We start from the raw sequence: 14,482 nt of genomic DNA, 5'->3' as shown, positions 1-14,482 counted from the left end.
CCGATGACCGGCCGACAACACAAACCGCAACCAGGGTTTACACAGCCATGCCAAGCCAGACACCAGAAGCCATTCGCGCTATCCTGACCAGCATCCGGACCATTGCCCTTGTCGGCGCGAGCAACAAATCCCACCGCCCCAGCCACGAGGTAATGGCTTACCTGCAGGGTCGTGGTTACCGGGTCATTCCGGTGAACCCGCGGCTCGCCGGCCAGCAGCTTCTTGGGGAAACCGTGTACGCCGACCTCAAATCCCTGCCCGAGCCGGTGGACATGGTGGAACTTTTTCTGGCGCCGGAACGGACCGGACCGGTCATCGACGCGGCCATTGAATTCAATATTCCCGTGGTGTGGATGCAGGTTGGCGTAATCAACGAACAGGGTGCCCGGAAAGCGGAGGCCGCCGGCCTGACGGTGGTCATGGATCGGTGCCCCAAACAGGAAATCCCCCGGCTCGGAGTACCGCCCGTCTCCCGAGGGTAGGCCCAGTGTCACGGCGGCCATTCCGCCCGCCACCGCTGCCCTTAATGACCTGTTCGAACCCCCTGCCTTCTGCCATAATCGGGTCAAACAATCCGAGTACTGGCAGCGCCATGTGGTTCAGAGAGCACCTGACCGGAGTAACGTGTGGAAAAACCTGAATCCGTGACAAACAAAGTCGTCAGGGGGCTGCTGCACCCTGTTGTTCCGGTACTGATTCTGATTTTTTTCCTCGGCATTGCCTCCGTCCTGAAATACGGCCTCGACAGGCAGGACGAGCGCCAGATCAACAGCAACCTGACCAATGAGAGTCAGGCCATGGCCAACAGCCTGGAGCGGGAATTCCTGGTTCACGTTGAGGCAGTCCGCCGCATGGCGCAGCGGCTCGAAGCCCGCCCGGATATGACGGAAGAACTCTGGAGCCAGGACGCCAGGAACTACCTGGACGACTTCGGGGTCTATCAGGCTCTGGAGTGGATTGACCGCGAGTTCATCATCCGCTGGCTGGAACCCCTGTCCGGTAACGAAGAGGTAGTGGGTTATAACGTGGCGTTTTCTGCCGAGCGGCGGGCAGCGCTGGAAGCGGCACAGGCCAACGGCACCATTGATATTTCCGGGATAATCGACCTCCGGCAGGGCGGCAAGGGCCTGGTGATCTACGTTCCGGTCTATGCGGGTGAGCGCAACAACGGCTTTATTGCCGGTGTCTTCCAGATGGACACCCTGGCCCGCCACCTGCTCACCAACCGGGTCCTGGACGCCTTCTATGTCCGGATTTCCGATGACGACGCCCCGGCCTACGAACTCAATACCGGCGGGGAATATGCTCGCAATTACGCCCACACGGTGGATGTCGATCTGCCGATGCTGGGCTGGTCACTGACCGTTACCCCGACCACCGACTGGGTCAATAGCCGGAAAAGCATCTGGCCCTGGACCACGTTTATCTCCATTTTGTTCATGGGAGTGCTCACCAGCCTCACCACCCTGCTGGTGCAGTTGGTCCTCAAGCGTAATCGTGCCCTGCTGAAGACCCGCAAGGAACTGGAGTTCGAAATTGACCAGCGCAAGGCGGCGCAACAGGATCTGGCCCGACTGGAATCCACCGACGCCCTCACCGGTCTGGCGAACCGCCGTTTCTTCATGGAAGACCTCAGCCATACCCTCAGCATTGCCGACCGGCAAATGCGCCAGGTCGCACTGGTGATGCTCGACCTCGACCGCTTTCAGATGCTCAATGACACCCTTGGCCACCAGTTCGGGGATGAGCTGCTAATCAAGGTTTCCGAGCGCCTGAACAGCCTGAGCGACGAAAAAGTCCTGGTGGCCTACTCTGGCGGGGATGAGTTTATGATCTGCCAGCAACACGTTGATAGCCTGGACGATGTCATTCATCTGCTGGGGCAGATCAAGCAGTGTTACGCCGAGCCCTTCGAGGTTCAGAATGAGGCCCACTACATCACCGCAACCATGGGCATCGCCATTTATCCCCAGAGCGGGCTGGATACCGATACCCTGCTGCGCAACGCCGACATTGCCCTGTACCGGGCCAAGGAACAGGGGCGCAACACCTACCAGTTCTATACCGAGGGCATGCAGGAACGGGAAGTCATGCGCCTGGAGCTGGACAAGGATCTCAGCCACGCCCTCGCCAACGACGAGTTTGTGCTGCACTACCAGCCCCAGGTTAATCTGGCGGGTGCAGAAATTCTCAGTGCGGAAGCGCTGATACGGTGGCAGCACCCCCGGCGCGGGTTGCTGCCACCAATGGAATTCATCCCACTGGCGGAAGAGAGCGGGCGCATCACCGAAATCGGCCGCTGGGTGGTCATGGCCGCGTGCCAGCAACTGGCCAGATGGCAGGGCACGGCGTTCGAGCACCTGAGGATTGCTGTCAATCTGTCCGGGCGTGAGTTGGACGATGAGCACCTGGTGGATCACATCAGGGAGGCCCTGGAGACCCATAATGTGCCACCGGAACGGCTTGAGGTAGAGCTGACCGAGGAAATCTTCATTCAGAACATCGAACACAACCTCAACCAGCTGTCCAGGCTCCACCAGCTCGGTGTGAGCCTGGCCATCGATGATTTTGGGGTGGGGTATTCATCGCTGGGCTATCTGCGTGACTTCCCGGTCGACCTGCTGAAGATCGACCGCTCGTTCATTACCGAGGTCACCGAGCGTCACGATGACGCAGTGATCACCCGAGCGGTGATCAACCTGGCCCACAACCTCGGCATTCAGGTTGTCGCGGAGGGTGTGGAAACCATGGATCAGCTGACTTTCCTCAAGGATCATCACTGTGACCTGGCCCAGGGCTACCTGATCAGCCGACCGGTTCCTGCCGCTACGCTGGAAAAGGCTCTCACCGAGGGTACCATGGTGACCGGCGTGCCGGTGGATACGCGCATATAGTCAGCCTTTTTAACCATCGCATCTGACCAATTTCCAGCAAGGTAAGACACCATGACAAGCCAATACCTGACCCCGGAACAAGACCGGAAAATCCGCCAGTGGGAGCGCTGGAACCGGAATTATTTTATCTTTGCTTTCGTGGCGCTGACGATCATTCTGGTGTTCAGCAGTCAGTTGGGCTTGTCCAGTGGCGAGAGCTGGGGGCCGCTCGGGGTGCTGATCGCGGCTCTGATCACGCCGATTATTGTGCTTCAGTTGCGGCTGGCGTGTCCGGCCTGTGGTCACAAGATTGGCTGGCAGGCGAAGCTGATGGCGCCAGACCAGTGCAAACACTGCGGTACATTCCTTCGCGCCAAGGGGCAGTAACCTTCCTACCTTAAAAAAACCTTTGACCTGTGAGTTGCTCACAGGTTTTAGGCTATCCTTAAATTCAGGTTTCGGTGATTGCCGCATCGGCGTGGGAAATCCTTCCGAAAACCGCTGTTAATACGTCCCTGTACGCTTGCTCTCCGCCATCCCTGGCTCCGAGCATTTTCGGAAGGATTTCCCACGCCGACGCTACGCAAGCTTTACGCTGCCCGAACCTGCGATTTATCAAAACTGTATGGGAAGGTCCGCCATGAAAGTCAAAGACATTGCTGAGGCCGCCGGCGTAAATCCGGATACCGTGCGGTTCTATACCCGGGAAAACCTGTTGAAGCCGACCCGCAATCCGGACAACAACTACCAGCAGTTCAATGCCGAGGATCTGCGGCGGCTGCGGTTTGCCCGCAAGGCCCGGAAGCTGGGGTTCTCGCTGCCGGAGATCCGGCAGATTCTGGATCAGGCGGACGATCATCATTCGCCGTGTCCGATGGTGCGGGACGTATTTCAGCAGCGGCTGGCTGAGGTGGAACGGGAGATTCGCGAGCTGCAGGAGCTGCGCAATCGGATGACCTCGGCGTTGGTGGCATGGCAGGACATGCCGGATGGTACGCCGGATGGCCACACCATTTGCCGGTTGATCGAACACTGGGAAGAGCCAACGCCCTCTGACGGGCAGGCGATCAGGTTGAGGAGTAACAACGAATGACGGACGCACCTGTGCTACAAACCATGCTCAGTATTTCCGGGGCCTCGTGTCAGAGCTGTGTAAAGAAGATCCGCACTGCCCTGGCACCGCTGACCGGCGACGGGGAGCTGGTGGAAGTGGACCTCGGCAAACAGACGGTAGCCCTGCCGGAAGGCGTGGATGCCGCCGAGGCAGCGCGGATTGTGACAGAAACCGGTTACCCCGCGGAGCCTGTTAGGGAGTCATCAGAATCTGCCATTGGCTGCGCGGACACGACTGAAGACGGCAATAACAACGGTGGCCAGATGGATCATCCATCCAGGGATACCGCCGGGACAGTCGCCAAAGGCGTTCAGGCAGAACCGGCGGCCACCGCAAACGGGCAGATTCACCTGGCCGTGGCCGGCGCTACCTGCGCGTCCTGTGTTAATACTATCGAGAAGGCCTTGATGTCGGTGTCCGGCATCAACCATGCCCATATGAATCTGGCGGACAACACCGCCACTGCCAGCGGCAAGGCCGATCCGGCGGCGCTGATCAAGGCCGTGGAAAGCGCCGGGTATGGCGCCCGTGTGATTGAAGACGAGGACGAGGCCGACGAACGTCGGCAGCAGGAGGATCACAAACAGTATAAGACCCTGCTGGTCAAAATGGGCATCAGTCTGGGTCTGGGCGTGGCGCTGATGGTCTGGGGCATGGGCTTTGGCTCGATGATGGTGACCGCAGACAACCAGGTCACCTGGATCAACCTCGGCATTCTCACCCTGGGCGTAATGATCGCCACCGGCGGCCACTTCTTCGTGGGTGCCTGGAAAGCCCTCCGCCACCATAACGCCAACATGGATACCCTGATTGCCCTGGGTACCGGTACCGCCTGGCTCTATTCCATGGTGGTTGCCAGTGTACCGGATGCCTTGCCGGAAATGGCGCGCCACGTCTATTTTGAGGCCTCCGCGATGATCATCGGCCTGATCAATCTGGGCCAGGCCCTGGAATTGCGGGCCAAGGGCAAGACCTCCGAGGCGGTTCGTCGCCTGCTGGATTTGCGGGCAAAAACCGCGCGAGTGATTCGCGATGGCGAGGAACAGGACATTCCGGTGGAAGACGTCCGTAAAGGCGATCATATTCGCGTGCGGCCCGGTGAGAAGCTGCCCGTGGACGGCGTTATCGCCGAAGGCAGCACCCGCATTGATGAAAGCATGCTCACCGGCGAGCCCATGCCGGTCAGCAAAGGCGAAGGCGACGAAGTCTCCGCCGGCACCCTCAACACCCACGGCTCCATCATCTACGAAGCCACCCGCGTGGGCAGTGACACCGCCCTGGCCCAGATCATCAAGCTGGTGAAAAAGGCCCAGGGCTCGAAGCCCGCCATTGGTCGCCTGGCGGACAAGATCTCCTCGGTGTTCGTGCCCAGCGTGATGCTGATTGCCGTGATCGCGGCGCTGGTCTGGTACAACCTCGGACCGGAACCGGCGGTGGTGCACATGATGGTGGCTGCAACCACCGTTCTGATCATCGCCTGCCCCTGCGCCCTGGGCCTGGCCACGCCGATGTCGGTGATGGTGGGCGTGGGCAAGGCCGCCGAATACGGCGCACTGATTCGCCAGGGTGATGCCCTGCAGACCGCCGGCAAGGTGGACCTGGTGATTCTCGACAAGACCGGCACCATTACCGAGGGTCATCCAGCTGTTACGCGGATACACGCGAGCGATGAAGATGAGCAACGCTTACTGGCGCTGGCGGCAGGCCTGGAACAGCATTCCGAACACCCGCTTGCCGAGGCCATCCTGGGCAAAGCGGAAGAGGACGGTGTGCAGCCCGAGAAAGTCACCGGCTTCGAAGCGCTGAACGGTAAGGGGGTTCAGGGCGAGTTCGACGGCCAGCCCCTGCGCCTGGGCAACCGTCGCTGGCTGGAAGCCGAAGGCCTGTCCGTCGATGCTCTGGCCGACGCGGCCGGGACCATCACCGAGGAGGCCGGCACGCCGCTGTTCCTGGCACTCGGCCAGGACGTGCTCGGGGTCATCGGCGTGGCGGATGCCATCAAACCGGATTCCAAGGCCGCCATCCAGCGCCTGCACGATGCCGGTATCCGCGTGATGATGGTGACTGGAGATGTGGATGCCACCGCCAAAGCCATTTCCGCCAAGGCAGGAATCGACGACTACCGCGCGGAAGTGCTTCCCGAAGACAAGGCCGAAGTAGTCAGCGCCATGCGTGGCAAGGGCTACACCGTGGCCATGGTGGGGGACGGCATCAACGACGCCCCGGCACTGGCGGCCGCCGACGTCGGCTTTGCCATCGGCACTGGTACCGACGTCGCCATTGAAAGCGCCGCCATCACGCTGATGCGCGGCTCCCTGCACGGCGTGCCCGATGCCATCGAGATTTCCCGCGCCACCGTTCGGAACATCCATCAGAACCTGTTTGGCGCCTTTGTGTACAACTCCATGGGTATTCCGGTCGCCGCCGGCCTGCTCTACCCTGTGTGGGGCATACTGATGAGCCCGATCCTGGCCGGCGCCGCCATGTCACTGTCGTCCGTAACCGTGGTCACGAATGCCAATCGCCTGCGGTTGTTCCGAACCAGCCAACAACCCGGCGACCACCAGCAAGAGGAGCGGAACTGATGAGCACACTTCTGGTCAATGCCGGAGGGTTGGTATTGATGGCGGCCATCGTCTGGTGGTTCTGGCTGTCACCTTCTTCCGCCGGCGCCGCCAACGACGATCACAGCCATCATCACTGAGGAAACAGACATGACTCTGCGTAAAAAAGCTCTCGGCCTCACCGCCGCCTTCGGACTCAGCGCCCTGGCCAGCAGCCCGTTGCTGGCCGCAGATGAGGCAGAAAGTATCCATGTGTACAAATCCCCCCACTGCGGCTGCTGCAGTGACTGGATCGACCATCTGGAAGAAAATGGCTTTGACGTCACTGCCACTAACACCGACGACTTGGGCAAAATCAAGGCCGAGGCTGGCCTCCTTGCCGGACTGGGAAGCTGCCACACGGCGTTTGTCGGTGACTATGTGATCGAAGGCCACGTTCCGGCGAATGACATCAAACGCCTGCTGTCCGACGCACCCAAAGCAACTGGCCTGAGTGTTCCGGGCATGCCGGCCGGCTCACCGGGTATGGAAATGGGCGACCGGAAGGACCATTACAAAGTCATCATGTTTAACGAAGATGGCCAGACCCGGGTATTTTCAGAGCATAACCAGTAAGGGTATGACGGGCTTCCGGCGTCGGCTTGCCTGCCGCTCCGCGTGACCCGGGATTGAGCAAGAGGTCTGACGCGTCCGGTCATAACCGGTATACTCCGCCCCTGACATTCATTATTCGCCAGCCAGGTCCTGTTCATGCTCAATGCCGACGCCCTCAGCCAGTTGCGCCAGCTGAAAACCGACATCAAAGAAAACAAGGTGGTCTTTCCCGGCACCGTCAAAGCCACCAACGGACGTTTCGGTTTCGTAGTGCTGGATGAGGGCCGTGACGTGTTCCTGCCGCCGGAGGAAATGCAGAAAGTGCTGCCCGGTGATCGCGTCAACGTCACCGAACAGGAAGGTGACAAGGGTAAAACCCAGGGCGTGGTGGACGAGCTGCTGGACAGCAACCTGACCACCTTTGTCGGCCGTTACCTGATCAAGGGCAAGGGGCATTTCGTGGTACCGGAAACCCCGGGTATCAACCGCTGGATCTTCATTCCACCGAAAGAGCGGATGAACGCCGGGCAAGACGACTTCATTTACTGCCGCATCCACAAACACCCCATCAAGGACGGCAAGGGCCAGGCCAAGATCCTGAAAGTGCTGGGCAAACCCGGCGACACCGGCATTGAGCGCGCGCTCACGCTGGCCACCTTCGATTTGCCGGATGCCTGGCCGGACCCGGTTCAGCAACAGGCGGACGCCCTCAGCGAGGCGACCATCGAGACACGCGCGGGTGATCGTGAGGACCGTACCGATCTGCCCTACGTCACCATCGACGGCCCCGGCACCCAGGACATGGACGATGCCCTGCTGGCCGAGCCCAACGCCACCGGCTGGAAGCTCTCCATCGCCATCGCCGACCCCACAGCGGTGATCGAGCCCGGCAGCGCGGCGGAATCCGAAGCCTTCCGGCGGGCAACCGCCATCTATTTCCCGGGCGAGCCGCTGCCAATGCTGCCGGACAGCCTCAGCACCCGCCTGTGCTCACTGATGCCTGAGGTGAACCGCCTGGCCCTGGTCTGCGATCTGCAGGTCAACAACGACGGCAGCCTGGGTGACTACAGCTTCCACAAGGCAATGATCCAGTCCAAGGGCAAGCTCAGCTATGAGCTGGTATCCAACCTGATCGAAGGCCGCGAGGACGACGACATCAAGGCCCTGCCGGACGCCGTTGCCAACAGCCTCGACCAACTGCACCAGGCCGCCACCGCCCTGCGCAAATGGCGCAGTGAGCACGCACTGCTGAGTGCTGACCGCCCCGAATTCCGTCTGCGGCTGGACGAGAACAAGCGGGTGCGGCTGATCGAGCCGTCAGTGCAGAACGAAGCCCACCGACTGGTGGAGGAATGCATGGTGGCGGCCAACCGCTGTGCCGCGGATTTCCTCAGTCAACAAGGCAAAGGGCTGTTTATTCAGCATCCGGGCCTGCGTAACGACCGCGCCGACAATGTCCGGGCGCTACTCGAAGGCTACGCCCCGGATCTGTCCGCGGTGGATGCCACCTCAGCCGAGGGCTTCCGGGAACTGATGAAACGCACGGAAAACCTGGACGCCGAGGTACCGGTCAAGGCCATCCTCTCCCGCCAGCTCGCACGTGCGGAACTGGCATTCGAGGCAGCGCCTCACCAGGGCATGGGGCTGCCGGCCTACACGACCTTCACCTCGCCCCTGCGCAAGTTCAGCGACTTTTATGTGCACCGGCTGATCAAGGCGGCGCTGTGGCAGGAGCCTCTGGGCGAACTCACGGACGAACAGCTTGCAGCACTGCAGGCCACCCAGATCAATGCCCGCCAGGCCGCCAACAACCTGGAAAGCTGGCTCAAGAGTGATTTCGCCAAATCCCTGGGCTCCGACCCCATGACTGGCGTGATCAGCCGTACCGTGCCCGCCGGATTCTTCGTACGCCTGGACGCCAACGGCCTTGAGGGCTTTGTCAGCTGCCGCACCCTGGATGGCAAATACAGCTTTGATCCCATCACCCTGCGCCTGATTCATAACAAGAACGGTCGCATTTTCCAGCTGGAACAGCCGGTCACCGTTACCTTCGCGGATGTGGACGAGGAACGGAAACAGATCAACTTCAAGCTGGTGAGCGCGGAAGAAATAGCAACGGACAAGGGCACAGACAGCAAAACCACCGGGGCTTGAAAAACCGGGGCGACGGGCGCATCGTAATTGGTAGGAGTTTATTGCACCGACGGAGGTGATCTCCCATGCCCATCAGCCCCGATGAGTTCCTGAAAAAGTACGGTTTCGACGAAGACGACGAGGAGCGGGACCACAGCCTGCGCCATAACGCCATAGAGCACGCCAAGCACCTGCGCCGCCCCCATGCCGGCACGCCCCACGACTGGGAAGAATGGGAGCGTTACAAGCGGGAGCATCCCGATGAGGTCGAAGACGATCAGGGCTGATCACTTCGACCCGACCCCGTTTTATTCCCCGCGACAATCCCGCCCGCGCTCAGGTTTTACAAAGTTTGACACCTGAGAGCATGTCTTTCTTTTCCCTATTTTTCGAAAAACTATTTTAATTTCAATTAGTTATATTTGATGACATCCAGGGCCGGGTTAGCCATATACCCTGTTTAGGGGATTCCGTAACCGCCAGCATGAAGTATCTGTAATGCAACAGGAGAACCGCGTCACAAAATTTGACGCGGTCCGGATACACAGCAACACAGCGGACGGAACGATGAGCAATAAGAAGTCACTACTCGGCGTTATCATACTTTCAACAACTCTCACTGGCTGCCTGGCGACAAACCCGGCCTATATGGGCGGCTCCATGGCAACCGTCAGTCAGGCGGAACTGCAATCCTCACCTCAATTTACCGATGAGGAACTGCAACAACGGCACCAAGCACTGCGCACAAGCTTCCAGCAATTCCGGGCGTCTCCGGACAGTTACTTTGATACCACTGATGCCATCGACTGCGAACTGAACACCGCCGGGCAATGGATGGTGACCCATGGCAAATCCGAGGCTGAAATCAAAGCCATACAGGCCCGCCACGGCGAACAGTTTGAGATGGAGCAAGACACCCGCATTGAATCTGTGAAACTTCTCGAGGGCGAGTGCGTCAATGGCATGCCTGAGGGACCGTTCGTTGGCGTTGGCAGTTACACCCAGACCGTCACCACCGATGCCAGCAGTTCGACAAGCAAAGCAAAGGTACGTACTGAAGCCACTGCCAACAGCGGAGAACTTGAGGGTGAAGCGCGTTTCCTGACCCGCCAGAATTCCGCCAGTTCCTATAACGGTCAGACGGTGAACATCCAGACCCTGACAGCAACCTCCGGCGTCTTTAAAGCAGGCGTCGAATCCGACACCCACCTTATCCTGACTGCCAACCCGGCAGCCAACACCACAACGACCCTGGTTCGCAGGAACCAGCAAACCGCCATGGGGCCGCAAGCCCGGGTCGACAGTTACATGGGCAGCCGGCTCACCAGCTCAACAAACATGCTGAATGATGTCACTCACGGCTGGATGACCAACTACCTGCTCCCCGAGGGCCAACGCAGAACCTGTTTCCAGTATGGCGAAATGGTGGATGACGGCGCCTGCTCCGGCATGACCATGCCCGCTATCGCCGCCAAACCCATGTCCGATGACCTGCTGACCAAAATGGTGCGCCGCGACAATCAGGGTGAATACATGAGCCCGTACACCTCCGATGGGGTTCTGGCTGAATGGGTCAATATCGGCACCAACGCCAGCATGGGCAGTACCGTTGGCTCCGGTGTTGGTGCGGCTGCCGGCAGCATGGTCGCTAATCAGGTACTGGACTCGGTCCCGTTTGCCGGGCTGATAGGCGGCATGATCGGCTCCCAGATGGGCGAGGACGCCGGTCGTGAGGCTGCCATTTCCGCTTCCGGCGGCTGGGAAACCATCCGCGACTCTTCCGACATGAGCTTTGATTCCCTGAGGGACATGGCTGTGTACCTGACGCAGAAATACGGTCGGGAGCCGACTTATGGCGACGCCATGCAAGTAACCCTGCAGGTATACCCGGAACTCGAGGGCGCCCTGGCAACAGCCTACTGATTAACACCGGCGGAGCTCCTGCTCCGCCGGTTCCCTGATTCATCTGACTGGAGTTAATTTATGCGTTCCATCTCCCCATTTGCCAAGGCAGCGGGCCTGGCATTGTCGGTTTCCCTGGCGGCGGGTTGCGCCAGCAATATTGATAACACCCGTGGCGAGGCGACGGTGTATGAAGATGCCTCCACCACCGGCAAGGTTGGCGGTGTCGGCATTGAAAGCCAGGACATTGTCGCGGTTACCGACGAAATGATGCGCGACATGCTGGCCAACCGGATGCTCGCCGGGCGTGATGTCCCGCCGCGCATCATCATTGATAACGAGTACATGCGAAACGAAAGCTCGTCGGTGATCAACACCAACATGCTGACGGACCGTCTGCGCATTGAGCTGAACCGCGCCGCCAATGGCCGCATGATTTTTGTCGGCCGTGAATACGCCGGCATGGTCCAGAAAGAGCGCGACCTGAAACGGGATGGCGCCGTGGATGGCGGCACGATTCGCGAAACCGCCGCCCAGGCCGGAGCGGACTATCGCCTGGCGGGTCGGATTACCTCCCTGGACGCCTCTGATCGCAGTGACGGCACCCAGTCTCGCTACAGCCAGCTCACCTTTGAAATGGTGGATATGGAGCTGGGCACCATCGTCTGGAGCGGGCTCTACGAAATGCGCAAGGCGGGGCGTGATGATGTGGTTTACCGCTAGGAACCGACCGGCACTGCTGGCCAGCGCAATCCTGTCGATGTCGCTGGCGGGTTGCGCCACCGGCCCCAAGACCTACGACCGCGCGAGTCTCTCCGACGAACAGGAGCAGATCATCGCCAGCAAACCCGCCGTGCTTCAGGCGGACTTTCGCAATCTCTATGAGGAAGGCCGCCGTAACGAGGTGCTCAACCTGATGGAGATTGGCCTCAGGGCCTATCGCGCGGGCCATATCGACGAGGCCAGGCGGGCGCTGGATCGTGCACGGGTCAGCATCGAAAGCATCTACGCTGGCGATGATGCTGCCCGCAAAGCTCGCAGCGTCTGGTATGAAGAAGCCGAAAAGGACTTCAAGGGTGAACCCTACGAGCGTTCCATGGTGTACCTCTATCTGGGCCTGACCTTTCTGGAGCAGGGAGACTACGGTAACGCCCGTGCCAGCTTCATTGGCGGCCTGCTCCAGGATGCCTTCGCCGAGGAGGAACAGAACAGCGCGGATTTCGCGGCGCTGATCTACCTGGCCGGCTGGGCGGCCATGCAGATGGACAGCAACAAGCTGGCGGAAGAGCATTTCGAGGAGCTGAAGGCGTTTCGCCCGGACGCCCCCATTCCATCGGAAGAACACAATGCATTGCTGATTGTGGAAACCGGCCACTCCCCCCGCAAGCTGGGGGACGGTGTCGGCCACTATCAGCTGGTTTATCGCCGCGGCAAGAACTTCCCGGATTTTGGCGCCCAGTGGCAGACCAATGACGGCTGGGAAACGGTCTATCCCATGGAGGATATCTATTTCCAGGCTTCCACCCGGGGCGGTCGCGCCATTGACCGCATCGTGGAAGGCCAGGTCCAGTACAAGGAAACCACGCGGGACGTTGGCACCAACCTCAGTGCCGTGAGCCAGAACAACCTACTGGCTGGTGCCAGTGCCGCGGCCGGGGGTGTGATCGGCGCCGGCTTCGCCGCCATCAGCCTGGTCAGCGTGGCGGCCCAAGGCATGTCCGCCTCCGCCAACGTGCGCGCCGACATCCGCTACTGGGAAGCCTTGCCGGACACCCTGCACATCATTCCGGTGACCGCAGAGCCCGGCCAGCAGGTGACGGTGCGCTTCCTGGACAAGAACGGCGAGCCTATCCCCGGCCTGACCGATACCACTGAATTCCACTTCGACGGCCGTGGCCAGGGACTGGCGCTTGCCACGTCCCGGCGGCCCTGACAGGCAAAGGAGAAACCCCATGTTTCGAACACTGATTGCAATGACCGCCGCAACCACCCTGTTGGTGGCCGGCTGCACGTCCATGCCCAGCAGCTCCACCAAACTGGAAGGGCGCACCGCCCCCGTAGAATACAACACCGTGGTGTTCACCGATTACGATCTGAGCCGCACCTGGAATGAAGGCATCATGGGAAGCGGACAAACCTATCGCCTGTCGGTGGAGAACCATGGCCGTCGCCGCACCGAAACCGGCACCACCGAAGTGTTTGCGGTTCTGCGCAATCACACCGACTACGACTACCGCATCGAGGCCCGTACCCAGTTCTTTGACCAGGATGGCGTACCGGTGGACGCCAAACCCACCTGGCAGCGCTCCACCATTCCCGCCAACAGCGTGAGTGCCTATAAGACCCTGTCCACCAGCACCCAACCGCTGAAGTACCGGGTGGAAGTCAGGGAGCTCAAATGATGAAACGACTCCTTGTCGCGGCCATGACGGCCAGCCTGTTACCACTGGCGGCCCAGGCTGCCAGTGACCACGCCCCAGCACCCATGAAAGCGGCGCCTCAGAAACCCCTGACAGCAGACGACCTGATGAACGAGGCCAATGCCTCCCGGCGGTCGGAGTCGGCCGACAGCATTCTTGAGCGCTTTCAGCGGGGTATGGGCCAGAACAATCCCAGAATGGCGGTCTTCTGGAACCGGGAGTTCAACGATCAGGTCAGTGACTGGGCCAGCCGCCGCCGGGTGGTCGTGTCCGGGGCAGGCAGCCTGCGGGGTGAAGTTCCTGAGGGCGATGTGAATCTGGATAGCGACTCCCGCGCTGCGGTTCAGAGCGAAACACGTTCCAGCAGACGTTCTGGCCCCGCCGCACCTGCCTTTGACCTGCAAAGCGGTTTTGTCTCCCAGCTGAACCGCGCCGGGGTCAAAGTTGTCGACCGTGATGCCATCATGCGCATTACCGACAACGCCCTAGAGGATGGCACCTTCGAGCGTCTGTCACCGGACCAGGCACGGCTGGAAATGCGCGCCCTCGACCAGCACGCGGATTACCTGCTGGTACTCAGCGAAGTGGCCTCCGATGACTTCCAGATCCGCGTTCTGAACGTCAAAGACGGCTCGGTCCGCACCATGGTCAGCTCCAACGGCATGCCGCCGGAAACCGAGGAAGACCGCCGCTGGATTGCCACGGAGAACGGTTTCGAGAAACGCGAGAAGCGCTTGTCCATGCGGGATGTGGGGCAGGAATTGGCATTGCAGACTCTGGCGGAATTATAAAATCGACGACTTCCCGGATTTCGGGCCTGCAGTCAGCCGCGAGTGAACAGAGCACAAGCTGATGCCTGTCTGGCGCTTTCGGACCGAATCC

General features: G+C 60.4%; 13 protein-coding genes. All 13 read left to right on the top strand.

Annotated elements, in window-relative coordinates:
- Positions 1-47: 47 nt before the first annotated feature.
- The 13 genes from ACJO3M_RS00615 to ACJO3M_RS00555 all read left to right on the top strand — a co-directional run bounded on the left by ACJO3M_RS00615 (position 48) and on the right by ACJO3M_RS00555 (position 14,391).
- The gene (locus ACJO3M_RS00615; RefSeq protein ID WP_406989522.1) at positions 48-482 is read left to right on the top strand and encodes a CoA-binding protein; all 435 of its coding nucleotides are present in this window, start codon (positions 48-50) and stop codon (positions 480-482) included.
- 144 nt (positions 483-626) lie between these two features.
- Complete coding sequence (locus ACJO3M_RS00610; protein WP_406998775.1) at positions 627-2,894, top strand: putative bifunctional diguanylate cyclase/phosphodiesterase; 2,268 nt, start codon at positions 627-629, stop codon at positions 2,892-2,894.
- Between the two features lie 51 nt (positions 2,895-2,945).
- Positions 2,946-3,260 carry a hypothetical protein gene (locus ACJO3M_RS00605; protein ID WP_406998774.1) on the top strand — a complete coding sequence of 105 codons (315 nt, stop codon included), beginning with the start codon at positions 2,946-2,948 and terminating at the stop codon, positions 3,258-3,260.
- A gap of 253 nt (positions 3,261-3,513) precedes the next feature.
- A complete protein-coding gene (locus ACJO3M_RS00600; RefSeq protein WP_406998772.1) occupies positions 3,514-3,966 on the top strand; it encodes a MerR family transcriptional regulator in 453 nt (150 codons plus the stop codon).
- Positions 3,963-6,572 (top strand): heavy metal translocating P-type ATPase, encoded by a 2,610-nt coding sequence (locus ACJO3M_RS00595; protein WP_406998770.1) that lies wholly within the window; start codon positions 3,963-3,965, stop codon positions 6,570-6,572. The genes ACJO3M_RS00600 and ACJO3M_RS00595 overlap by 4 nt, the downstream gene beginning before the upstream one ends.
- Positions 6,573-6,701: 129 nt before the next feature.
- On the top strand, positions 6,702-7,166 hold the full coding sequence (locus ACJO3M_RS00590) for a DUF411 domain-containing protein (RefSeq protein ID WP_406998768.1): 465 nt from the start codon (positions 6,702-6,704) through the stop codon (positions 7,164-7,166).
- Positions 7,167-7,301: 135 nt separating this feature from the next.
- Positions 7,302-9,299 carry a ribonuclease R family protein gene (locus ACJO3M_RS00585; RefSeq protein WP_406998767.1) on the top strand — a complete coding sequence of 666 codons (1,998 nt, stop codon included), beginning with the start codon at positions 7,302-7,304 and terminating at the stop codon, positions 9,297-9,299.
- Between the two features lie 65 nt (positions 9,300-9,364).
- Positions 9,365-9,565 carry a hypothetical protein gene (locus ACJO3M_RS00580; RefSeq protein ID WP_406998765.1) on the top strand — a complete coding sequence of 67 codons (201 nt, stop codon included), beginning with the start codon at positions 9,365-9,367 and terminating at the stop codon, positions 9,563-9,565.
- A 280-nt stretch (positions 9,566-9,845) separates the two neighbouring features.
- Positions 9,846-11,201, top strand: a complete 1,356-nt coding sequence (locus tag ACJO3M_RS00575; protein ID WP_406998763.1) for a hypothetical protein — start codon at positions 9,846-9,848, stop codon at positions 11,199-11,201.
- A 60-nt stretch (positions 11,202-11,261) separates the two neighbouring features.
- Complete coding sequence (locus tag ACJO3M_RS00570; RefSeq protein ID WP_406998761.1) at positions 11,262-11,903, top strand: LpoB-related protein; 642 nt, start codon at positions 11,262-11,264, stop codon at positions 11,901-11,903.
- Positions 11,884-13,113, top strand: coding sequence for a COG3014 family protein (locus tag ACJO3M_RS00565; protein WP_406998759.1), 1,230 nt, complete (start codon positions 11,884-11,886; stop codon positions 13,111-13,113). The genes ACJO3M_RS00570 and ACJO3M_RS00565 overlap by 20 nt, the downstream gene beginning before the upstream one ends.
- A gap of 19 nt (positions 13,114-13,132) precedes the next feature.
- Positions 13,133-13,582, top strand: coding sequence for a YcfL family putative periplasmic lipoprotein (locus tag ACJO3M_RS00560; protein ID WP_406998757.1), 450 nt, complete (start codon positions 13,133-13,135; stop codon positions 13,580-13,582).
- Complete coding sequence (locus tag ACJO3M_RS00555; RefSeq protein WP_406998755.1) at positions 13,579-14,391, top strand: hypothetical protein; 813 nt, start codon at positions 13,579-13,581, stop codon at positions 14,389-14,391. Before ACJO3M_RS00560 ends, ACJO3M_RS00555 begins: the two co-directional genes overlap by 4 nt.
- Positions 14,392-14,482: the final 91 nt, after the last annotated feature.

The sequence above is a fragment of the Marinobacter alkalisoli genome, assembly GCF_045449795.1.
GTDB lineage: Bacteria > Pseudomonadota > Gammaproteobacteria > Pseudomonadales > Oleiphilaceae > Marinobacter.
Note: the sequence above shows the minus strand (reverse complement) of the source record. Positions and strands in the feature narration are given on the sequence as shown.